Here is a 23,046-nt window from a genome sequence, read left to right as displayed (position 1 = left end):
CAGCGGTTGCATCGTCGGCCCGTAGAGAGAACGCTAACATGCCGTTCAGACGGGGGCTTCCGAAAACGAGACCAGGCAGCACCTGGCGGAATTCGGCTGTACATCAGACAGCCAGCTTCCAGCCAAGGGCGGGTGCTACGCGCGTCACTGGTGGCGCGGTGACGTGTTGGGCATAAATGTGTCATAGCTGCACTTTAAGAAAGAAGTGAGATGACCACGTATTCCAACGAAGCGGTACTTGAAGCGCTGCGGCGGGCGCAATATCGCCAGGTCCCATGGGCCAGACGGCCGGGTGTATTTCAATATCTTCGCGCGTTAGGCCTGATGGACACTGTTCGGCAGCGTACTGTCGCTCCGGCTCCGGGTTTTCACGCGCCTGTCGATATCGCCGTGCTCACCGAGCGTGGCAGGGCCGAGTTCGCGAGACTCGCGCACGACGAACGCCTGTTGAGCTGGACCGTCCAGCGAATGAACGACTACGTCGTCGCTACAGCCGAAGCGCGGCCCACTGCCGCTCTCGAAGCCCGTCCTTAAGACGGCGGGCAGGTTGGCGCTGTTTTCCGGCCGCTTTACGCGGCTGGCGGTGATTTTATTGCTCCGCTTTAGCGCTCAGCTTATGCGCTGGGTGCAGCGCGCAGTGCCAGCCCGTTGACGCAAAAAAAAAGCCCGTATCGCAAGGATACGGGCGTACCGGAATTACTACTGCCACGCTGTGCTAATGGCGTTAAATCAGACTGGCGCAGCGCCAGGTGGTTCCCCACTTGTTCAGTTCGCCATGCAGCGCGTTGTTTCGCGGTTACGGTGAACGCCAGCAATAGCGGACACAGCAGCGGACAACAGCAGCGTAAACCGCAGCGGTCCCAATACCCACGATCTGAAGCGCCCCCAGCCACGCCCTCGCGCGTCGGCGTGCGACTAGCGCCGGTGTGTGGGATCTTCGCGCGGGGGCTCCTGCCGCGTGCGCGCATTGCTCGCGATATCGCCGCGCAAGTCGCCACGCGGCACCGGCGGCGTGAAGTCGCGGTTGCGTGGTTCGCTTTGCTGCCAGGCTTCAGCCGTGGCCGTATGATCCGGCCGCCAGTTCCAGCCTTGTGGGCGCTGCTGTGCGAGCGCCGGTGCGGCCATTGATGAAACGACAATGCCGCACAGAAGCAGTGACATTGGTTTCATGCTGGGCTCCCGTCAAGCCGATCACTCAAGGCCTGTTTGCATACACATAAGGTATGCCGAATGGCGAAAGCACGCTGTAAGCAATGGTAAATGGATGTTTCACCGGCAACCATCGGGCCGCTTCAGGCGTCTGAAGCGGCCCGATGGTGAAGTCGACGAAGCGGGAAGGGACGACTGTGCTGGGCGCGCCGACGTGCGGTGCCCATTGCAGGCCGGGCGGGCGTCGACATACGGCGCACGACGGCCCAGATACCCGCCGGGCGCCCGCAGGCGCCCGGCGGCAAAACGATTCGCGTCAGGCCATCTTGACCGGCGCGCGCCACGATTCCGGATTAGTCCAGAACGCGCCACGCAAGCGGTCGCGGCTCGGCGGTGCCGGCGGCTTCGCCGCAGTCGCGCCAATGCGTCCGCGCAGCGAAATTTCACGGCCGCTGGTGCCGAGTCGCTTAACTATTTCGGCGAGCGTACCATCGGCTTGCCATTCGTCGAAGCGACGGCGGCAAGTCGGCGGCGACGGATAGCGGCCTGGCAGTTTGGACCAGCCTTCGCCCGTCGACAGCACCCAAAGCACAGCGTTGACAACCGCGCGCGCTTCCACGCGTGGCCGACCGCGCCGTTCGCTCCGTGCGGGCTCCGCACAGAACAACGCCTCAACCAGCGCCCACTCGTTGTCTCTCAAATCGTCGAACAGCATCATGTTTCACCTCAGCGAAGCTAACTCCGGTGCGCTGCCCCGCGCCGCGCACTCTCCATGCACTCGATAGGCGAGTGCCAAGGGGGGTCGGGCTTGCCACAATCTGCTATTCAGTCAGTAGTCATGGCGCCGACCCTGTGTGCATGTAAATGCAGGAAGTGTGCCAAGTTGAGTCCAACTACCTGAAAGCCCTGTGACAGCGGGCCAGCGCGGGCGCTAGCTAGGGGCGTATAAGAATCCAAAAAACCCATCTCGCAAATCGGGACAATCACCAATCTTGTGCAATCAGGCCCGGCCAGCGTGCGTTTGCGCCTTATTGCTGCATCGCAGCGAGACCACTAAATGCAAATGTGGTGCGGCATTTCGCCATACAATGCGCATCAAATGAGGTTATTGATGAGGTCGGTAAATGAATGTAACGCTGCGTCAGCTAAGGGTTTTCATTGAGGTCGCCCGTTTGCAAAGCTTCAGCCGGGCCGGCGATGAAATCGGTCTGACGCAATCGGCGGTCAGTCGCTGCGTACGTGAACTGGAGGGGGAGATCGGTCTGAAATTGATCGACCGCACGACTCGCGAGGTGCAGCTCACGGATGTCGGCGGCAACCTGGTATCGAGCGTGTCACGCCTGCTGACGGATCTCGACGACGCGTTGCGCGAGATCCGCGAAATCGGCGAACAGCGCCGCGGACGCGTCGTGGTGGCCGCGAGCCCGACGGTCGCCTGCCGGTTGATGCCCGGCGTGGTGGCGTCGTGCGGGCGTCAGTTCCCCTACATCACGCTGGGTCTGCGCGACGACGTGCAAAGCGACGTGGTGCGTAAGGTGAAGTCGGGCGAAGTCGATTTCGGCGTGATCATCGGCCCGTTTTCCGCCGACGACCTCCTCAGCGAATCGCTCATGACGGATTCGTTTTGCGTCGTTTCGCGCGACGACCACCCCTTGGCGGCGCAGGAGCGGGTGGCATGGACGGACCTCGAAGGCCAGCAACTCGTCATGCTCGATTACGCGTCAGGCAGCCGGCCAATCATCGACGCTGTCATGCAGGAGTACGGCGTGAGCGCCACTGTGGTGCAGGAGCTGGGGCATTCGGCGACCGTTTTTGGGCTGGTCGAAGCGGGTGTCGGCGTGAGCGTGCTGCCGTGGCTGGCGCTGCCGCTGCCGGCGGGTGCCTCGCTGGTGGCGCGGCCACTCGTGCCGCGCGCCGAGCGCACGGTCGAACTGGTGCGGCGGCGCGACCGCTCGCTGTCGCCGGCGGCGGAGGCGGTCTGGGGCCTGATTCGTCAATTGCCGGCGCGTGCGGAGGACTTGAACTGATGACTCGGGCATGTGCCGTTGCTTCGGCGAGATCGGGTTTGTTGTGATCTGCGGAGCGGTCACCGCCTTGAGCCTCGCCCGTTAATCGGATTCACTGGTGCGGCCGACGTTTGATCGCGCCTCGCGTGTCAGTGACTTCGCCATCCCAAAAAGAGGCGCCGCGCTAAACTGTCGCCTCTCCCAAGCGTCAGCCTTGAGCAATTACCTCCCATTACCCGTCCATTACCGTCTGGAAGTCTCGATGAGCGAATCGGATCTGCCTGTGCCCTCCGTCCCCAACGCGCGCGATGCCGTGCGCGCACTGCGTCCTTCGCAGATCCGTGAAGTCGCGAATGCCGGTTTCGGTGTCGCAGACGTGTTGCCGTTCTGGTTCGGCGAGTCCGACCGGGTAACCCCGGCCTTCATCCGCGACGCCGCCAGCGCCGCGTTGACCGCCGGCGCTACCTTCTATACGCATAACCTGGGCATTGCACCGCTGCGTGCGGCGCTCGCCGGCTACGTCAGCGGGTTGCACGGGACGACATCGCCCGATCACATTGCGGTGACGAGCGCCGGTGTCAACGCGTTGATGCTGGCCGCGCAGTTGGTAGTGGGCGCGGGTGACCGAGTCGTCGCGGTAACGCCGCTGTGGCCGAATCTGGTCGAGATTCCCAAGATTCTGGGCGCGCATGTGGAAACCGTCGCACTGGGCTACGGTGAACGAGGCTGGCAACTCGATGTCGAGCAGCTGCTGGCGGCGTTGACGCCGGATACGAAGATGCTCCTGATCAACTCGCCGAACAATCCGACCGGCTGGGTGATGAGCCGCGACGAGCAGCGCGCCGTGCTGGCGCATTGCCGTCGCCACGGCATCTGGATCGTCGCCGACGAAGTCTACGAGCGTCTTTATTACGCGGACGCCGATTCCGGCACGCGCGGTGCCCATTCGCGCACGGCGCCGTCGTTTCTCGATCTGGCCTCGCGCGACGAGCGCGTGATCTGCGTGAACTCGTTTTCCAAGGCGTGGCTGATGACCGGCTGGCGGCTTGGCTGGATCGTCGCGCCGGCCTCGCTGATGGACGATCTGGGCAAGCTGGTCGAATACAACACGTCGTGCGCACCGGCTTTCGTCCAGCAGGCGGGCATCGCAGCCGTCCAGCAGGGCGAGCGCTTCACGCAGGAGCTGGTGCTCGACCTGAAGGCGTCGCGTGACCATCTGGTGCGGGCGCTATCCGCCGTGCCGGGTGTTGACGTGAAGACGCCGCCCGGGGCGATGTATCTGTTTTTCTCGATGCCGGGTGCGTCGCGCAGCCTCGAGCTCTGCAAGGCCATGGTGCGCGAAGTGGGCTTGGGCGTGGCGCCCGGCAGCGCATTCGGCCCCGAAGGCGAGGGCTTCGTGCGCTGGTGCTACGCCTGCGATACGGTCCGGCTCGACGCGGGTGTTGAGCGTCTGAAGCGGTTCCTGGCGCAACATGGCGCGCATTGAGCCGCGGCGGAGTGGGCAGGCGGGCCGGCGGCTTATGGGTCTTCCGGGTCGATTGCGGGCCGATTGCAGGCCTCTTGCGGTCCGATTCCTGTTCATTTCCGCCAGCTTTTCCTGTTTCGCGGGCAAGTTGAGGCATGGCTGAAAAATGCGCCGGGGATTTCGTCTTTACGCACTGATTGTTTTTGCGTAATATGGCGCTCAGTCACGCGATTCCTTTCAGGAATATCGCTGCTCCGTCCGGCTGGGTTTGGCTCGATTGCCTGTTTCGCCTCCCCCCGGTGCGTGCTCCCATCAATATGACCGATCAGAATCGGGCGAGCGCGTCTTCAGTTCCACATCGTCTGTTTGATCCGGTTCTTTGACCACAGGGTCTGACCTAGCTGCATGAATACCCAAGAGGCGAAGATCGTCCTCGAGACTGCCTTGATCTGCGCACAGGAGCCGTTAAAGCTCGGCGATCTGCGCAAGCTCTTTGCCGACGGCGTGTCGGCAGACACTGTCCGGAATTTGCTCGAAGACCTCAAGCAGGATTGGTCTGGGCGCGGTGTGGAGCTGGTCGGGCTGGCGTCGGGCTGGCGATTTCAAAGCAAGCCCGCGATGCGTTCGTACCTGGATCGTTTGCATCCTGAGAAGCCGCCGAAATATTCGCGCGCGGTGCTCGAGACGCTCGCGATCATTGCGTACAGGCAACCGGTCACGCGCGGCGATATCGAAGAGATTCGCGGCGTCACCGTGAATACGCAGGTCGTCAAGCAACTCGAGGATCGCGGCTGGATCGAAGTGATCGGCCATCGTGATGTGCCAGGCCGTCCGGCGCTGTACGCGACCACGCGGCAGTTTCTCGACGACCTCGGCCTGAAGGCGCTCGACGAATTGCCGCCGCTCGCCGATCCGTCGGCGCAGCTGAACGCGGATCTGCTCGGTCAGCATGCGATCGAATTTTCCGAGATCGAGGCCGCACAGGCATTGGCATCTGGAGAAGAGGGCGTGCTCGCCGAGCAGGTGGACTCCGCCACAGGCGAGACAGCGGCTGAAGTGGGCGGATCGCCCGGCGAGGGTGCCGATAGCGGTCACGTCGAAGAAGCAGGCGAGGCAGCGGGAACGGAAATCGCTGGCGAAAACGCTGGAGAGCATCAAGCGCCAGTCGATGAGACGCAGCACGCGGAGTTGACTGAGGCAAGCGGGGTGGACGAAGCAAACGAGGCAGTTGAACCTGTCGAAGCAACGCATGGCGAGGCGAATGTCGCGCCGGCACCCGAGTCGCATCAGGATGCTGCCGCCGCCCCGGCCGAGCAAGAACATGCCGAAGCGGCAAGCGTTGAGCTACAGGTTGAACCGCAGGCCGGCGCTGCCGAGCCCGCACTGAATCACGATCCGGTCTCCCTGGCCGATCCGGCAATACCCGCGCACGACTCGGGCGTACTCCGCGATACGGAGCACGCCGCCGAGCCGAACCCGACCACGGCGGCGCACGGCGATCCTGAGGGTCGTCGCGATGCGGCGCAGGACGCAGGCATTCTGACCGACGACGAACCCGAGTCGCGCAGCGCCTGACGTAACCGAACTTTTTTTTGCCGCGCCCGCAACGGGCGTGCGCGACCTGACATTTTGAGGTTGTTTTGACACATACCCACGACACCGATTCGTCCGAATCCGAGCGCGCCGTGCCGTCGGCACGCGCCGACGAAGCGCGCACCACGCAAGCGTCGGCAGGCGAGGGCGAGCGCCCGGCGCAGACCACGGAAGCAGACGGCGAAGACCGTCCGCGCCGCGGCCTGCGTCGCGGACCGCGCAGCCTGATCGCGCGGCGCCGCGCCGGAGCGAAGACGAAGGGCGCCGAAGGCGCGCCCGCGCAAGACGCGCCGGTCGTCACCGAAGCGCCGCCGGACGGCGAGGTGGTCGCGCAGGTGCGCATGCCGCGCAAGGATGCAGGCGCCAAGGGCCAGGGCCCGCGCCGCAATGCGGGCGGCGCGAAGCGCGAGGGTGGTCAACGTGAAGGTGCGCCCCGCGAGGGCGGACCTCGCGAAGGTCAACGTGAAGGGCAGCGTGAAGGTGGACCGCGTGAGCGTCAGCCGCGCGAAGGCGGTCAGCGTCAGAATCGCCGTGCCGGCGAAGCACCGGTGGCAGTCGCAACCGAAGCGAGCCCGGACGACCTGTTCTCGTACGTCACGTCGCCCGCATTCGATGCGGACAACAGCACCACCGGCGGCGTGCGCGCCCCGATGCTGCGCCGTGGCAAGCCGGCCGCGCCCAAGCGTGTTCTGGCAGCGGACGACGACGCGCCGAAGCTGCACAAAGTGCTGGCCGAAGCCGGCATGGGTTCGCGCCGCGATATGGAAGAACTGATCGTCGCCGGCCGTGTGTCGGTGAACGGTGAGCCGGCCCACATCGGCCAACGCATCATGCCGACCGACCAGGTCCGCATCAACGGCAAGCCGGTCAAGCGCAAGCTGGCCAACAAGCCGCCGCGCGTGCTGCTGTATCACAAACCGACTGGCGAAATCGTCAGCCACGCCGATCCGGAAGGCCGCCCGTCGGTGTTCGACAAGCTGCCGCCGATGAAGACCGCCAAGTGGCTCGCGGTCGGCCGCCTCGACTTCAACACCGAAGGCCTGCTGATGCTGACCACCTCGGGCGATCTGGCCAACCGTTTCATGCATCCGCGTTACAGCGTCGAGCGTGAATATGCGGTGCGCGTGGTCGGCGAGCTGGCTGAGGGCATGCGTCAGAAGCTGTTGCACGGCGTCGAGCTCGAAGACGGCCCGGCGAATTTCCTGCGCATCCGCGACGGCGGCGGCGAGGGCACCAATCATTGGTATCACGTCGCGCTCGCCGAAGGGCGTAATCGCGAAGTGCGTCGTATGTTCGAAGCGGCCGGCCTGATGGTCAGCCGCCTGATCCGCACGCGTCATGGCCCGATTTCGCTGCCGAAAGGCTTGAAGCGCGGTCGCTGGGAAGAGCTGGAAGACAATCAGGTGCGCGCGCTGATGGCGTCAGTCGGCCTGAAGGCGCCGTCGGAAGAAAAGGGCAGCCGCAGAGAGGCGCCGGAGCGTAAGCAGCCGGATCCGATGCAAACGTCGATGGGCTTCATCAGCCGCGAACCGGTGCTGATGTCGCATGGCCGTTTCGACCAACAGCAGCCGCGCGGTCAAGGCCGTCGCGGTGCGGCGGGTGGTGGCTTCGGTGGCGGTACGGGCGGCGCGGGTGGTGGTTTTGGCGGCGGTGGCGGCTACGGCAACCGCGGCGCTGGGCGCAGTGCTGGCGGTTTTAGCGGCCCGATGAGCGGCGGTGGCGGCAGTACGGGTGGCCCGCGTGGCGGCCGTGGTGACGTCGACGGCAATCGCGCGCCGTCAGGTAATGGCAATCGTGCGACGGGCGGTGGTAAGCGCGCTGGCGGCCCCGGTGGCAATCCGGGCAGCGGCGGCGTTAGCCGCGGGCCGGGCGGCAGCCGTGGCGGTAACGCCAACCGCGCTGGTGGCGGCAACGCCAGCGCGGGCGGCGCCAATCGCGGTGGCGGCGCGCCGCGCGGTCGTACGCGAGGCCGTTAAGCTGCAAGTGATGTAGGCATGACGATTGGCCGCTGATCGTTCATCAACGATTTACGCTTTGCCACCGTCAGAATCGATCGACGAGCGCCGCGGGTTTCAGGTAACGCATAAAACCACGGCGTGCGCAAAAGTGGGGGCAGAGTTTCTTGCCCCTGCTTGTCCGGCGCGGGCCTGAGGCGGCGCAAGCCGCCTTGCAAAAGGCCCGCAGCGCCGCCATATCGTTGAAAGATTCCCATGAAATCAAGCGGAAATGCGCTTCGCGCGGCGTTCTGCGGTTTGCGTTTGTCCCGAAAAATGGCTACAATCGCGGAGTCGCTGGGCGTGCGGCTTTTCATGTGCGGCTCAGGTGCGACCACCGGTAATAAGATGATGGGCGTTTAGCCCATTTTTTTTTGCCGCTCAGTTCTAAGTGGTTCGGCATCTCGGGTAGCACGAACGTGCGCCGGCTTGGCGCGCGGCCCGCATTGGTGTTTGCAGACAAACCCGGCAGGTCTCGCCGCGCGAACATCTTAGAGGGCACTGTGCAACTGACGGAACTGATTGAAACCACGGTCGTGGGACTCGGCTACGAGCTCGTCGATCTCGAGCGCACCGGGCGCGGCATGTTGTGTATTTATATCGACCAGCCGGCCGGCATCGCGATCGAAGACTGCGAGAAAGTCACGCGTCAGCTCCAGCACGTTCTGACGGTCGAAAATATCGAATACGAGCGGCTTGAAGTGTCGTCGCCGGGTCTCGACCGCCCGCTGAAAAAACTGGCGGATTTCGAACGCTTCGCAGGCAGCGAAGTGGTAATCACATTGAAAAAGCCATTGGACGGACGGAAATCGTACCGGGGCATCCTGCATGCTCCGCAAGGCGAGACGATCGGTCTGGAATTTGAAGGGAAGGAAGGCGCCGCGATGCTCGATTTCACCGTCGCGGATATCGATAAGGCACGCCTCGTTCCGAAAGTTGACTTTAGGAGCCGCAAACAATGAGTCGCGAAGTGTTGATGCTGGTGGATGCGCTGGCACGCGAGAAGAACGTCGATAAAGACGTGGTATTTGCCGCGCTCGAGGCGGCCCTCGCTTCGGCCTCCAAGAAACTCTTCGAAGAAGACGCGGACATCCGCGTCCAGATCGACCGTGAAAGCGGCGAACACGAAACGTTTCGCCGCTGGAAAGTGGTGCCGGACGAAGCCGGTTTGCAGGAGCCGGATCAGGAAATTCTGCTGTTCGAAGCACGCGAGCAGAAGCCCGAGATTCAACTCGATGAGTTCATCGAAGAACCGGTGCCGTCGATCGAATTCGGCCGGATCGGCGCGCAGGCTGCCAAGCAGGTGATCCTGCAGAAGGTGCGCGACGCTGAACGCGAGCAGATCCTGAACGACTTCCTGGAGCGCGGCGAGCACATCATGACCGGCTCGGTGAAGCGCCTGGATAAGGGCAATTTCATCGTCGAAACCGGCCGTGTCGAAGCGCTGCTGCGCCGCGACCAGCTGATTCCGAAGGAAAATCTGCGCGTGGGCGACCGCGTGCGCGCCTACATCGCGAAGGTCGATCGCACCGCTCGCGGTCCGCAGATCGAGCTGTCGCGTACGGCGCCCGAATTCCTGATGAAGCTGTTCGAAATGGAAGTGCCGGAAATCGAACAGGGCCTGCTGGAAATCAAGGCGGCGGCCCGCGATCCGGGCGTGCGCGCCAAGATCGGCGTGGTCGCTTACGACAAGCGCATCGATCCGATCGGCACCTGCGTTGGTATCCGCGGTTCGCGTGTACAGGCAGTGCGTAACGAGCTTGGTGGCGAAAACGTCGACATCGTGCTATGGTCGGAAGATCCCGCACAGTTTGTGATCGGCGCGCTCGCGCCGGCAGCCGTCCAGTCGATCGTCGTCGATGAAGAAAAGCATTCGATGGACGTCGTCGTAGACGAAAACGAACTGGCGGTCGCGATCGGCCGCAGCGGCCAGAACGTGCGTCTTGCCAGCGAACTCACCGGCTGGCAGATCAACATCATGACGCCGGACGAATCTGCGCAAAAGCAGAATCAGGAGCGCGGCGTACTGCGTGACCTGTTCATGGCGCGTCTCGATGTCGACGAAGAAGTTGCCGACATCCTGATCGACGAAGGCTTCACGAGCCTCGAAGAGATCGCTTATGTGCCGCTCAACGAGATGCTCGAAATCGAAGCATTCGACGAAGACACCGTTCACGAACTGCGTAATCGCTCGCGCGATGCGTTGTTGACGTTGGCGATCGCGAATGAAGAAAAGGTGGAGAATGTTGCACTCGACCTGAAGAGCCTGGACGGCATGGATGCCGACCTGCTCGCCAAGCTTGCCGAACATCAGATCCAGACGCGCGACGAACTCGCCGAGCTGGCTGTGGATGAACTGGTCGAGATGACCGGAATGGAAGAGGATGCCGCTAAGGCGTTGATCATGAAAGCACGTGAACATTGGTTCCAGTGAGAAATGACCATGGCGCACTAAATTGAAGCGGCCGTCAGGCTGCATGACAAGATGCTAACCGCAAGGAATCGGTCCTTGCATTAAGAGGAATGAATGGCGAGTAACAACGTAGCCCAATTTGCCGCGGAACTGAAAATGCCAGCAGGCGTGCTCCTTGAGCAACTGCAGGCAGCAGGCGTCACCAAAGCGAGCGAAGACGACAGCTTGTCCGAAACGGACAAGGCGCGTCTGCTCGACCACTTGCGCAAGTCTCACGGCTCGACTGATGCGGACAAGCGCAAGATCACGCTGACCAAGCGGCATACGTCGGAGATCAAGCAATCCGACGCGACGGGTAAAGCTCGCACCATTCAGGTCGAGGTGCGTAAGAAGCGCACTTTCGTCCGCCGCGACGAATCCGCCGCTGAAGGCGGCGATGCATCGAATCATGTGGCCGAGGCCGACGTCGACGATCTGGAACTCCAGCGCCGTGAAGAGGAAGCTCGTCACGAAGCCGAGCTGCTCGAAAAGCAGGCTCAGGAGTTGAAGGCGCGTCAGGAGCAGCTCGAACGCGAAGAAGCCGAACGTCAGGCGCGCGAGCAGGCTGCCGAAGCCGAGCGCCGTCGTGCGGAAGAAGAAGCGGCGAAGAAGCGCGCGGCGGCTGCGGCCGAAGCGGCTGCTCGCGAGCAGGCCCAGGCGGCGAAGCCGGCGCAGGCTGTCCAGCCGGCGGCGGCGAAAGCTGAACAGGTTGCAGCCAAGGCTGCGGAACCGGCGGTTGCCAAGGAAAGCGAGCAGGACGACGAGCGTGCTGCGGCAGAACGCGCGGCACAACGCGAAGCGGCGAAGAAAGCGGAAGACGCAGCGCGTCAGGCCGCCGAGAAAACGCGCGCCGAGCAGGAAGAAATCAGCAAGCGCCGTGCGGCGGCAGAAGCCGAAGCGCGTGCGATTCGCGAAATGATGAACACGCCGCGTAAGGCGCAGGTCAAGGCGCCGGAACCGGCACCGAAGCCCGCTGAGCCGGTCAAAGCTGCGGAAGCCAAGGGCACGCTGCACAAGCCGGCGCGTCCCGAAGGCGCAGCACCGGCACGTCCGGCAGCCAAGAAGCCGGCTGCTGCGGCTCCGGCTGCAACGACCACGCCGTCGGCTGGCGACAAGAAGAAGCCGGGCGGTGGCAAGGGCGGCTGGCAGGACGACGCAGCGAAGCGCCGCGGTATCAAGACGCGTGGCGATTCGAGCGGCGGTGTCGATCGCGGCTGGCGCGGTGGCCCGAAGGGTCGCGGCAAGCATCAGGATCAGAACACCACGTTCCAGGCACCGACCGAACCGATCGTGCGTGAAGTGCACGTGCCGGAAACCATCACGGTCGCCGATCTGGCGCACAAGATGGCGGTGAAGGCCTCGGAAGTCATCAAGTCGATGATGAAACTCGGCCAGATGGTCACGATCAACCAGATGCTGGACCAGGAAACGGCGATGATCATCGTCGAGGAACTGGGCCACCACGCGGTTGCGGCCAAGCTGGACGATCCGGAAGCAATGCTGGTCGAAGGCGAAATCACGGACGCAGAAGCACTGCCGCGTCCGCCGGTCGTCACGGTCATGGGCCACGTCGACCACGGTAAGACTTCGCTGCTCGACTACATCCGCCGCGCCAAGGTTGCAGCGGGTGAAGCGGGCGGGATTACGCAGCACATCGGCGCCTATCACGTCGAAACGCCGCGCGGCGTCATCACGTTCCTCGATACGCCGGGCCACGAAGCATTTACGGCCATGCGTGCTCGCGGTGCGAAGGCAACCGACATCGTGATTCTGGTGGTTGCAGCCGACGACGGCGTGATGCCGCAAACGAAGGAAGCAATTGCCCACGCGAAGGCTGGCGGCGTGCCGCTCGTCGTCGCGATCAACAAGATCGACAAGCCGGATGCGAATCCGGATCGCGTCAAGCAGGAACTCGTCGCGGAAGGTGTCGTGCCGGAAGAATACGGTGGCGATTCGCCGTTCGTGTCGGTGTCGGCGAAAACCGGCGCGGGTATCGACGAGTTGCTGGAAAACGTGCTGCTGCAAGCCGAAGTGCTGGAACTGAAGGCACCGGTCGAAGCGCCGGCTAAGGGTCTGGTCATCGAAGCGAAGCTCGATAAGGGTAAGGGTCCGGTTGCAACGATCCTGGTCCAGTCGGGTACGCTGAACCGCGGCGACGTGGTGCTGGCAGGTAGCGCTTACGGTCGCGTGCGAGCCATGCTGGACGAAACCGGCAAGCCGACCAAGTCGGCAGGCCCGTCGATCCCGGTTGAGATTCAAGGTCTGTCGGAAGTGCCGCAAGCAGGCGAAGAAGTCATCGTCATGCCGGACGACCGCAAGGCGCGTGAAGTCGCGCTGTTCCGTCAAGGCAAGTTCCGCGACGTCAAGCTGGCCAAGCAACAGGCCGCGAAGCTCGAGAACATGCTGGAACAGATGGGCGAAGGCGAAGTGGCGTACATGCCGCTTATCGTCAAGGCCGACGTGCAAGGTTCGCAGGAAGCTTTGGTGCAGTCGCTGCTCAAGCTGTCGACCGACGAAGTTCGCGTGCAGATCGTGCACGGCGCCGTGGGTGGCATCAGCGAGTCGGACGTCAACCTGGCTACGGCTTCGAAGGCGGTCATCATCGGCTTCAACACCCGTGCGGATGCACAGGCGCGCAAGCTTGCGGAATCCAACGGCGTCGATATTCGCTACTACAACATCATCTATGACGCAGTAGATGAAGTGAAGGCTGCGATGTCGGGCATGCTGGCACCGGAGAAGCGCGAAGTCGTGACGGGTACGGTCGAAGTGCGTCAGGTCTTCAAGGTACCGAAGATTGGCGCGGTGGCCGGCTGTATGGTCACGGACGGTTTCGTCAAGCGCTCGTCGTCGGTGCGCGTGCTGCGCAACAACGTTGTCATCTTCACGGGCGAACTCGATTCGCTCAAGCGCTTCAAGGACGACGTGAAGGAAGTCCGTCAGGGCTTCGAGTGCGGTATGTCGATCAAGAACTTCAACGATATCGTCGAAGGCGATCAGTTCGAAGTCTTCGAGGTTACCGAAGTCGCGCGTACGCTGTAATTCACGCGGCATTGGCTCAACGGGGCGGAGCGGGCTTAAGCGCCCGCTCCGCCCCGTTGTTTTTGGGCCAGCGCATTTATGCGTATTGCGCTCCGCGGTGAATTGCAGTCGCTATCAAGCCGCTTCATAGCCGTCCGGGCAACAACCGCCACGGCGCGCGCGAACAACTTTTTTGCATCCGTCAGAACGGATCACACAAACATCATGCCTAAAAAACGTTCTTCTCCCAATCGCAACGTCCAGATCGCCGATCAGATCCAGCGCGACCTGTCCGAGCTGCTGCGCGAGGTCAAGGATCCGCGCATTGGCCTCGTCACGATTCAAAGCGTCGAGCTGACGCCAGACTACGCGCACGCGAAGGTTTACTTCACGACGCTGACCGGCGATCCGCAACAGACGCTCGAAGCGCTCCAGCACGCGGCCGGCCATCTGCACAATCAGCTGTTCAAGCGCCTGCATATCCATACCGTGCCGACGCTGCATTTCCATTACGATCAGACGATCGAACGGGCCGTTGAAATGTCCCGTCTGATCGACGAGGCGAACGCCAATCGCGCGAAAGAAGACTGAGCGCGCCGTTTCCGCGCTCCTGGCTGCAATGCCTCCGTTGCAGTTCCTTTAGCGCTGTTTCCGACCACTTCGAAGACCCTGTCTTTCTGACATGACCGCACCTCAACGCCCCCGCGTGCCGCGTCGCGCGCTCGACGGCGTGTTGCTGCTCGACAAGCCGCTCGGCCTGTCGAGCAACGACGCGCTGATTCGTGCGAAGCGTCTCTACCTGGCCAAGAAGGCGGGCCACACCGGCACGCTCGATCCACTTGCCACGGGCCTCTTGCCGCTGTGCTTCGGCGAAGCGACCAAGTTTTCGCAAGATCTGCTTGAAGCCGACAAGACCTATGAGGCGACCATGCGCCTCGGTATCCGAACGACCACGGGCGACGCCGAAGGCGAGCCGATCGACACGCGCGACGTGACCTGCGATCAGGCCGCGGTCCAGGCGGCGATGCAGAAATTTCTCGGCGACATCATCCAGGTCCCGCCGATGTACTCGGCGCTCAAGCGCGACGGCAAGCCGCTCTACGAATACGCGCGCGCCGGCCAGACGGTCGAGCGGGAAGGGCGTCAGGTGACGATTCACTCGCTCGACATGCTGGCCTGCGCGTTGCCCGACGTGACGTTTCGCGTGACGTGCAGCAAAGGCACGTACGTGCGCACGCTTGCTGAGGATATCGGCGAAGCGCTCGATTGCGGTGCGCATCTGGTCGCGCTGCGGCGTACGGGCGTCGGCGCGCTGACGCTGGAGAATTCGGTAACGCTCGACGCGTTGTCCGATGCGATGGAGAGCGAGCGTGATACGTGGCTGCAGCCGGTCGATGCATTGCTCTCCACATTTCCGCTCGTCACACTGGACGAAGACGCGACTCGTCGCTTCCTGCACGGTCAACGGTTGAAGCTCTCCGAATTGACCATCGCTGGCGAGTCGGTGAATGCGCCGCGCGTGCGCGTTTATGCAGCGGACGGGCGTTTGCTTGGCGTCGCGAAGCAAGGCGAGGGTGTGCTGGCGCCGGAGCGGCTCGTGGTCACGGCCGCGAGCTAACGAGGAAGTTCGGCATCGTCGCGGCGCGCTTGAGTGTGGAAGTTCAGCATCGTCACGGCAGAGAGCCTCGGCGAAGGATCGGCATCGTGGCTCGCCACGCGCGATATCTGAATCGAGTTAGTCGCAAGCTGGGCGAGTGTCGAAGCTGACACAAGTAGTAAGCCAACCCGAACCGTCAGTAGCTGCAACAAAAAAGGCGGGACCGCCCGACACAGCGGTCCCGCCTTTTTCTACATCTAAATACAGCCCGCGTCGCGGACTCAAGCTAAACCCTCAATGCGCTGCCGCAGCCGCCGCACCGGCGTCACCACCGGCGCGTTCCGGCCTTGCCATCCAGATCAGCGCAATCAACGCGACAAAGATCCCCGCCGAGACGAAGAACAGATCGTTCACGCCCAACTGCGCGGCTTGCTGCGTGGCCATCGTGTTGAAGAGGCCATAAGCCTGCGGCTGACTGAAGCCCGCTGCGCCCATCTGCCGGATCGACTGATCGAACACCGGGTTGTATGCATTCGCCTGCTCCGCCAGTTGCGCGTGATGCATGATGGTGCGGTGATCCCACGCGGTCTGGAAAATCGACGTGCCAATACCGCCGCACATGATCCGCACGAAATTCGACAAGCCCGACGCAGCCGGAATCCGGTTGCCCGGCAAGCCCGACAGCGTGATCGACACCAGCGGGATAAAGAACCCGGCCATGCCGATTCCCTGAATCAACGTGGGTACCAGCAGCGAATAAGTGTCGACGCCGGTCGTATAACGTGAGCGCATCCAGAAACACAGAGCGAACACGAGGAACGACAAGGTCGCGATATAGCGTGGATCGGTACGCGGCAACACCTTGCCGGTGATCGGCGACAGCAGCACGGCGAACAGGCCGACCGGCGCCATCACGAGACCCGCTTCGGTGGCGGTGTAGCCGATATCGGTTTGCAGCCACAACGGCAACAACACGAGGTTGCCGAAGTAGAGCCCGTAGCCGATCGACAACGCAATCGTGCCGCTCGTGAAATTGCGCCGACTGAAGAGCGACAGATCGACCACCGGATGCTCGGCCGTCAATTCCCACACAATGAAGAAGGCGAGCGAAATCACCGCGACCAGCGCCAGCACGACAATGGTGGTCGACGAGAACCAGTCGAGGTCCTTGCCCTTATCGAGCATCACCTGCAACGAGCCCACCCAGAGGATCAGCAGGCCGAGGCCGACGCCATCGATCGGCGCTTTTCTGATGACCGAATCGCGGTTGCGGAAGATCGTCCACGTTGCTACGGCAGCGATCGCCCCAACCGGAATGTTGACGTAGAAAATCCACGGCCACGAGATGTTGTCCGAGATCCAGCCGCCGAGAATCGGGCCGGCCACCGGCGCGATCAGCGTGGTCATCGCCCACATCGACAAAGCCATCGGCGCCTTGGCGCGTGGATAGCTGGCGAGCAGCAGCGTTTGCGACAGCGGAATCATCGGGCCGGCCACGGCGCCTTGCAGCACGCGCGAGGCAAGCAGGAACGGCAGGGTGGGCGCGAGGCCGCACAGCCACGACGAGATCACGAACAGAATGATCGACGCCATGAACAGGCGCACCTGGCCGATACGGTCGGTGAGCCAGCCGGTCAGCGGCACGGAAATCGCGTTCGCCACCGCGAACGAGGTGATCACCCATGTGCCTTGGTCGGACGACACACCGAGGTCGCCCGAAATGGACGGGATCGACACGTTCGCAATCGACGTGTCGAGCACGTTCATGAACACGGCGAGCGACACCGCGATGGTGCCGATCACCAGTTGCGCGCCCTCGAGCGGCGGATGAGGGACTTGCGCCTGAGCCTGAGCCATTAAAAAAGCCTTCTATGAATCGTCGCGCCGCTTACATCAATTTCGCGGCGGGCTTGGCAGCGCCGGCTTGGGCCGACTTCTGCGAGCCGCCGTTCGGGCCTGCGTTTTCTGAAATGATGCGAGCGATTTCAGCGTCGGCTTCGTCGCCGTACTTTTCGAACACGTTGGTTTGATAGACCGTGTTCGGCGCGTTGCCGAGCTGGCCGCCTTCGTCGTTCTTGATGGTCACGTCGGCTTGCATCGACAGGCCGATGCGCAACGGATGCTGTTCAAGTTCCTTCGGGTCGAGCGCGATCCGCACCGGCAGGCGTTGCACCACCTTGATCCAGTTGCCGGTCGCGTTCTGCGCGGGCAGCAGCGAGAACGCCGAACCCGTGCCCGCCGAGAAGCCGACCACCTTGCCATGGAACACCACCGACGAGCCGTACACGTCGGCCGTCAGTTCGACCGGCTGGCCGATGCGCATGTGCTTCAGTTGCACTTCCTTGAAGTTCGCATCGACCCACACGCCGCCCAGCGGCACGATGGCCATCAGCGGGGTGCCCGGCGAGACGCGCTGGCCGACCTGCACCGAGCGCTTCGCCACGTAGCCTGTGACCGGCGCCGGCAGGTTGTTACGCGCGTTGTTCAGGTAGGCGTCGCGGACCTTCGCGGCGGCGGCCTGCACGTTCGGGTGATTCGCGATCGTGGTGTTGGCGGTCAGCGCACGGTTCGACGCCAGTTGTTGCTGGGCGGCGTCGACCGACGCTTGCGCGCTCTTCACGGCGTCGCGGGCGTGCGAGATTTCTTCCAGCGACACGGCGCCGGTTTGCGCGACCGTCAGCCGGCGCTTCAGGTCGTCCTGCGCGCGCGACAGATCGGACTGACGCATGGCAACTTGCGCCTGGTACTGGTTGTCGTCGGCGAACAGGCCGCGCACCTGGCGCACCGTCTGCGCGAGATTCGCTTCGGCTTGTTCGAGCGCGACGCGCGCGTCGGCCGGATCGAGTACGACGAGCGGGTCGCCGGCCTTCACGGTTTGGGTGTCGTCCGCGTTCACGGCGACCACCGTGCCGGTGACTTGCGGCGTGATCTGCACGACGTTGCCGTTCACGTACGCGTCGTCGGTGTCTTCATGGAAGCGTGCGTCGAGGAAGTAGTAAAGGCCGTAGGCGACCGCGGCGATCAGGATCACGATGACGAGCAGCGTCATCATGCGCTTGCGTTTGCCGTTGTTCGCCGGCGGTTGGGCCGGTTGCGTCGGCTGCGTCGGCTGCGGGGCCTGCTGAGTCGGCTGTGTAGTAGCCGCGGGCTGTTGGGTGGTGCTCATTGATGTGCTCCGGGTTCTCTCAAGCGTCGTCGTTTATTCGGATGTTTGTGCGAGTTTGGGCTGCGTCGATGTAGCTTCAGTTTGCAGCGGCGGTCGCGGCGGTGGCCGATGCCGCGGCGGCCGCTGCCGGGGCATCGGTCGGCACCACGAGGCCGGTCTGCGTTGCGTCGAAACCGCCACCGAGCGCCTTGATGAGGCCGATCTGCAAATCGCGGCGGCGCATCTTCAGGCTCGTTACCGTCTGTTCGGCGGCAAGGCGGTTCTGGTCGGCGGTCAGCACCTGCAGCTGCGGCGACAAACCGGCCTTGTAGCGGATCACCGCCAGCTGATAGGCCTTGGTCGACGCGTCGAGCGCGCGCTGGGCGTCGCCCGATTGCTGGTCGAGCGAGCGGATCGACGACACCTGCGTCGCGACGTCCGAGAGGGCATTGATCAGCGTCTGGTTGTAATTCGCCACATCGAGGTCGAAGTCTGCGTAGCGACCCTTCAACTGCGAGCGCAGCGCGCCGGCGTCGAAGATCGGCAGGTGAATCGCCGGGCCGAATTGCACCTGGCGGCTGCCCGACTTAAAGAAGCGGCCCCAGCCGAACGCATCGAAACCGAAGCCGGCGGCGAGGTTGACGTCCGGGAAGAATTCGGCCTTTGCTTCCTTCACGTCGTGCATCGCGGCTTCGACCTGCCAGCGTGCGGCGACGATGTCCGCGCGGCGTGCCACGAGGTCCGCCGGCAGGTTGCCCGGCAGCGCGACCGTGTCGCCGGTGGTCAGAGCCGGCCTGGCGATCTGCAGACCACGATCCGGACCCTTGCCGAGCAGCGCGCCCAACTGATAGCGCACCACGGTGATCTGGCCGTCGAGATCGGTCAGGTTCGACTGGCTGGTCGCGATGTTGCCGTTCGCGGTTTGCCGTTCGACGTTGGTGTCGAGCCCGGCGGTGACGCGGCCGTTGGTGATGCGGCCGATGTCCTGGCGGTTGGCGATTTCGCGCGCAGCGATGTCGCGGAATGCGTACAACTGGGCGAGCTGGTTATAGGTGCTCGCCACGGAGGCGGCGAGCGTCACGCGCGCCTGCTGCATATCGGCCTCCGCGGCCTTTTCCTGCGACACGGCCTGGCCTAGGCGCTGGCGGTTCTTGCCCCACAGGTCCAGATCCCACGAAGCGCTCGCCAGCACGTTGTTCTCGCTATACCAGGTGCCGCCATACGGGGGCGGGTAGAGCGCGTTTGCCGAGAATAGCTCGCGGTTCCATGAGTAGCTGCCGTTGACCTTCGGGTACAGCGCCGAGCGTGAGCTTTCAATGTATGACGAAGCCTTGGCCAGACGTGCCTGCGCCTGCGCGATCGAAGGGCTGCCTTCCAGTGCTTCCGCGATCAGCTTCGGCAGTTGGGGGTCGCCGAACTGGTTGGCCCAGTCGAGCGACGGCCATTGGCCGCCTTGACCAGGCAGACTCTGGGCGGACTCGTACTGAGCCGGCGACGAGATCTGCTTGTCGCTCTTCATGCCGAAGTAGTTCGCGCACCCCGTGAGGGCGAGCGCCGTCACCGCGGCGGCGACAGCGGCCCGGCTCGAAAGCGCGGGCGCGGACAGGGAAAGGGATTTCATCGCTCGACTCTTTGAGTGGAATGTAATGATGGACGCTGCAAGCAATTTATTACGATTTGCTGTCAAAATTGCTTGCTGCATCACGGGTTAGTCCCGGTGGTTGTTCGCCAGAATTGACGAGTACGCGGCGCAGCATGCTCTTCAGGAAGCCCACCTCTTCTGGGGTGAAGCCGCCCAGCAGACTGTCCAGCACACCGTTGAAAATGCTTGGCATTTTGGCCGCGATCGTGTGCCCTTCCGGTGTCAGCGCGAGGCGTACGACCCTTCGATCTTCATTGCTGCGCACTCTTGTCAGCAGGCCGCGCTTCTCCAGCCTGTCGACCAGACGCGTGACGGCGCTTGCGTCAATGCCGTATTCGCGGGCCAACTCGGCCGCCAGCAGGCATTTGCCGCTCGCCACCATGAACAGGATGCTGCCTTGCTGGCTGGTGATGCCCAGTTCAGCCATGCTGCGCTGGGTAATCAGGTTCGACATGGTCGATTTCACTCGCGAGAGCAGATAGCCGACGCTTTCGCCTAACTGATACTCGCTGAGATCTGAGGCGGGTGTTGAGGACGGATCTGTCATGATTCTCGTGCGAATGCAATGGTTGACTAGGCAGGATTATAGACAGTCGTTGATTGACGCGGCAAGCGTTATTACAGCTTAGGCAAGGAACTTTTCCCGCTCAAGGCAGAATGCACGCGGTTTTGCGTAGGGTGCTGCCGACGCGTAGCGAGCTTGTTTCCTACGTGCCATTGCATGGAAAGCGATGAGGCTATCAGGGAATACCAGAAAGCTTCATTTGGGCGTGCTATAATGTTGGGTTCCCAAAAGTGCGCTTTGGGCTTTGTTGGCTTCGTACACAATGCTGCTGCTGGCGCACTCAACTGTCTCCAGGTTCCTATGACTCGCGCCCTACGCAATATCGCCATCATCGCCCACGTCGACCACGGCAAGACCACGCTCGTCGACCAGCTCCTCCGCCAAACCGCCACCTTCCGCGACAACCAGGCGGTTGTCGAACGCGTGATGGACTCGAACGACATCGAAAAGGAACGTGGCATCACGATTCTTTCGAAGAACTGCGCGGTCGAGTACGAAGGCACGCACATCAACATCGTCGACACCCCGGGCCACGCCGACTTCGGCGGTGAAGTGGAGCGCGTGCTGTCGATGGTCGACTCGGTTCTGTTGCTGGTCGACGCAGTCGAAGGCCCGATGCCGCAAACGCGCTTCGTGACCAAGAAGGCGCTGGCGCTCGGCCTCAAGCCGATCGTCGTGGTCAACAAGGTTGACCGGCCTGGCGCGCGGATCGACTGGGTGATCAACCAGACGTTCGACCTGTTCGACAAGCTAGGTGCAACTGACGAACAACTCGACTTCCCGATCGTCTACGCATCGGGCCTCAATGGCTATGCCGGTTTGACCCCGGATGTGCGTGAAGGCGACATGCGTCCGCTGTTCGACGCCGTGCTGGAACACGTTCCGGTCCGCCCGGCCGATCCGGAAGGTCCGCTGCAGCTGCAGATCACGTCGCTCGACTACTCTTCGTACGTCGGTCGTATCGGCGTGGGCCGTATCACGCGTGGCCGTATCAAGCCCGGCATGGCTGTGGCCGTGCGTTCGGGTCCGGACGGCGCGATTTTGAACCGCAAGATCAATCAGGTACTGTCGTTCAAGGGCCTTGAGCGCGTGCAGGTTGAGTCGGCTGAAGCTGGCGACATCGTGCTGATCAACGGTATCGAAGAAATCGGTATCGGCGTGACGATTTGTGCTCCGGAACAACCGGAAGCGCTGCCCATGATCACGGTTGACGAGCCGACCCTCACGATGAACTTCCTCGTGAACTCGTCTCCGCTGGCTGGCCGTGAAGGCAAATTTGTGACGAGCCGTCAGATCCGCGACCGCCTGATGAAGGAACTGAACCACAACGTCGCGCTGCGCGTGAAAGAAACGGGCGACGAAACCACGTTCGAAGTGGCAGGCCGCGGCGAGCTGCACCTGACCATTCTGGTCGAAAACATGCGCCGTGAAGGCTACGAGCTGGCCGTGTCGCGTCCGCGCGTGGTGATGACGGAAGTCGACGGCGTGAAGCACGAGCCGTATGAAAACCTGACGGTCGACATGGAAGACGCCCACCAGGGTGGCGTGATGGAAGAGTTGGGTCGCCGCAAGGGCGAAATGCTCGACATGGCGTCGGACGGCCGTGGCCGCACGCGTCTCGAGTACCGTATTTCGGCGCGTGGCCTGATCGGTTTCCAGGGCGAATTCTTGACCCTGACGCGCGGCACGGGCTTGATGAGCCACACGTTCGACTCGTATCAGCCGGTCAGGGAAGGCGGTGTGGGCGAGCGTCGCAATGGCGTGCTGATTTCGCAGGACGACGGTGCGGCAGTGGCGTACGCACTGTGGAAGCTGCAGGATCGCGGCCGTATGTTCGTGTCGCCGGGTGAGCCGCTGTACGAAGGCATGATCATCGGCATTCACAGCCGTGACAACGACCTGGTCGTGAACCCGATCAAGGGTAAGCAGCTGACCAACGTGCGTTCGTCGGGTACCGACGAAGCGGTGCGCCTTGTGCCGCCGATCCAGATGTCGCTGGAATACGCGGTCGAATTCATCGACGACGACGAGCTGGTCGAAGTCACGCCGCAATCCATCCGTCTGCGTAAGCGTTACCTGAAGGAACACGAGCGCCGCAGCGCCAGCCGTAAGGGCGCGGTGGACTAAGCATCCACCCGGCATCCGGGTTGATGACAAGGCAAAAGCCACCTTCGGGTGGCTTTTGCCGTTTCTGGGCCCCTGGTCGTGTGAATCGTGCGAATTGCATTGTGCGGCGTTGTTCGCGGTTGGCGCGCCGATTGCAGGTGTTTGTCCCCGTTTCCCGCAGGAGACTGTTGCGAGGGCTGGTAATGCCCCTGAAAGCCCGTCGCCATGGGCTTGAGCGGCAATCCGTCTGCTATCTGCACTATCCGTTCTGTGATATGCTCCCCGGGTGCAAAGTTTTAGGTCCTTCCAAG

General features: G+C 63.0%; 17 protein-coding genes and 1 pseudogene. 11 read left to right on the top strand and 7 right to left on the bottom strand.

The genetic code is table 11. From position 1 onward, the window contains the following. Positions 1–210 precede the first annotated feature (210 nt). Positions 211–534, top strand: a complete 324-nt coding sequence (locus tag HHL24_RS24285) for a hypothetical protein (protein ID WP_169487906.1) — start codon at positions 211–213, stop codon at positions 532–534. Positions 535–915: 381 nt separating this feature from the next. Here HHL24_RS24285 and HHL24_RS24280 read toward each other — a convergent pair whose 3' ends face one another. Then, positions 916–1,170, bottom strand: a complete 255-nt coding sequence (locus tag HHL24_RS24280; RefSeq protein ID WP_169487905.1) for a hypothetical protein — start codon at positions 1,168–1,170, stop codon at positions 916–918. Between the two features lie 298 nt (positions 1,171–1,468). Then, positions 1,469–1,864: pseudogene (locus tag HHL24_RS24275) on the bottom strand (transposase); the annotation flags it as partial. Positions 1,865–2,273: 409 nt separating this feature from the next. Here HHL24_RS24275 and HHL24_RS24270 point away from each other — a divergent pair. The 4 genes from HHL24_RS24270 to rluB all read left to right on the top strand — a co-directional run bounded on the left by HHL24_RS24270 (position 2,274) and on the right by rluB (position 8,189). Next, positions 2,274–3,176, top strand: coding sequence for a LysR family transcriptional regulator (locus HHL24_RS24270; protein ID WP_169487904.1), 903 nt, complete (start codon positions 2,274–2,276; stop codon positions 3,174–3,176). A 241-nt stretch (positions 3,177–3,417) separates the two neighbouring features. Then, positions 3,418–4,641, top strand: a complete 1,224-nt coding sequence (locus HHL24_RS24265; protein WP_169487976.1) for a pyridoxal phosphate-dependent aminotransferase — start codon at positions 3,418–3,420, stop codon at positions 4,639–4,641. 384 nt (positions 4,642–5,025) lie between these two features. Then, positions 5,026–6,195, top strand: a complete 1,170-nt coding sequence (scpB, locus tag HHL24_RS24260; protein ID WP_169487903.1) for an SMC-Scp complex subunit ScpB — start codon at positions 5,026–5,028, stop codon at positions 6,193–6,195. Between the two features lie 65 nt (positions 6,196–6,260). Next, positions 6,261–8,189 (top strand): 23S rRNA pseudouridine(2605) synthase RluB, encoded by a 1,929-nt coding sequence (rluB, locus tag HHL24_RS24255; RefSeq protein WP_169487902.1) that lies wholly within the window; start codon positions 6,261–6,263, stop codon positions 8,187–8,189. Here the strand turns inward: rluB and HHL24_RS24250 are convergent. Beyond that, positions 8,186–8,524 (bottom strand): hypothetical protein, encoded by a 339-nt coding sequence (locus tag HHL24_RS24250; protein WP_169487901.1) that lies wholly within the window; start codon positions 8,522–8,524, stop codon positions 8,186–8,188. The two genes, rluB and HHL24_RS24250, sit on opposite strands and share 4 nt — an antisense overlap. Positions 8,525–8,710: 186 nt before the next feature. Between HHL24_RS24250 and rimP the strand changes: the two genes are divergently transcribed. The 5 genes from rimP to truB all read left to right on the top strand — a co-directional run bounded on the left by rimP (position 8,711) and on the right by truB (position 15,298). After that, positions 8,711–9,169, top strand: coding sequence for a ribosome maturation factor RimP (gene rimP / locus HHL24_RS24245; protein WP_120296367.1), 459 nt, complete (start codon positions 8,711–8,713; stop codon positions 9,167–9,169). Beyond that, positions 9,166–10,641, top strand: a complete 1,476-nt coding sequence (nusA, locus tag HHL24_RS24240; RefSeq protein ID WP_168793450.1) for a transcription termination factor NusA — start codon at positions 9,166–9,168, stop codon at positions 10,639–10,641. Before rimP ends, nusA begins: the two co-directional genes overlap by 4 nt. A 93-nt stretch (positions 10,642–10,734) precedes the next feature. After that, positions 10,735–13,701, top strand: a complete 2,967-nt coding sequence (gene infB / locus HHL24_RS24235) for a translation initiation factor IF-2 (RefSeq protein ID WP_169487900.1) — start codon at positions 10,735–10,737, stop codon at positions 13,699–13,701. Between the two features lie 204 nt (positions 13,702–13,905). Continuing rightward, entirely contained in the window at positions 13,906–14,271 is a 366-nt protein-coding gene (gene rbfA, locus HHL24_RS24230; RefSeq protein ID WP_028199735.1) for a 30S ribosome-binding factor RbfA, read from the top strand. Positions 14,272–14,362: 91 nt separating this feature from the next. Then, positions 14,363–15,298 carry a tRNA pseudouridine(55) synthase TruB gene (gene truB / locus HHL24_RS24225; protein WP_169487899.1) on the top strand — a complete coding sequence of 312 codons (936 nt, stop codon included), beginning with the start codon at positions 14,363–14,365 and terminating at the stop codon, positions 15,296–15,298. Positions 15,299–15,571: 273 nt separating this feature from the next. On the opposite strand, the gene HHL24_RS24220 is transcribed toward truB, so the two are convergent. From HHL24_RS24220 to HHL24_RS24205, 4 genes are all read right to left on the bottom strand, one after another. Beyond that, a complete protein-coding gene (locus HHL24_RS24220; RefSeq protein WP_169487898.1) occupies positions 15,572–17,134 on the bottom strand; it encodes a DHA2 family efflux MFS transporter permease subunit in 1,563 nt (520 codons plus the stop codon). 31 nt (positions 17,135–17,165) lie between these two features. Further along, on the bottom strand, positions 17,166–18,443 hold the full coding sequence (locus HHL24_RS24215) for an EmrA/EmrK family multidrug efflux transporter periplasmic adaptor subunit (protein ID WP_206002997.1): 1,278 nt from the start codon (positions 18,441–18,443) through the stop codon (positions 17,166–17,168). Between the two features lie 76 nt (positions 18,444–18,519). Then, on the bottom strand, positions 18,520–20,043 hold the full coding sequence (locus HHL24_RS24210) for an efflux transporter outer membrane subunit (RefSeq protein ID WP_169487897.1): 1,524 nt from the start codon (positions 20,041–20,043) through the stop codon (positions 18,520–18,522). Positions 20,044–20,092: 49 nt separating this feature from the next. Then, the gene (locus HHL24_RS24205) at positions 20,093–20,611 is read right to left on the bottom strand and encodes a MarR family winged helix-turn-helix transcriptional regulator (protein ID WP_169487896.1); all 519 of its coding nucleotides are present in this window, start codon (positions 20,609–20,611) and stop codon (positions 20,093–20,095) included. A gap of 318 nt (positions 20,612–20,929) precedes the next feature. Here HHL24_RS24205 and typA point away from each other — a divergent pair, with 318 nt between their 5' ends. Then, positions 20,930–22,756 (top strand): translational GTPase TypA, encoded by a 1,827-nt coding sequence (gene typA / locus HHL24_RS24200; RefSeq protein ID WP_169487895.1) that lies wholly within the window; start codon positions 20,930–20,932, stop codon positions 22,754–22,756. Positions 22,757–23,046: the final 290 nt, after the last annotated feature.

The organism is Paraburkholderia polaris (assembly GCF_012927345.1).
GTDB lineage: Bacteria > Pseudomonadota > Gammaproteobacteria > Burkholderiales > Burkholderiaceae > Paraburkholderia > Paraburkholderia polaris.
The sequence above is the reverse complement of the archived record's forward strand: the minus strand, read 5'-3'. Positions and strand labels throughout refer to the sequence as shown.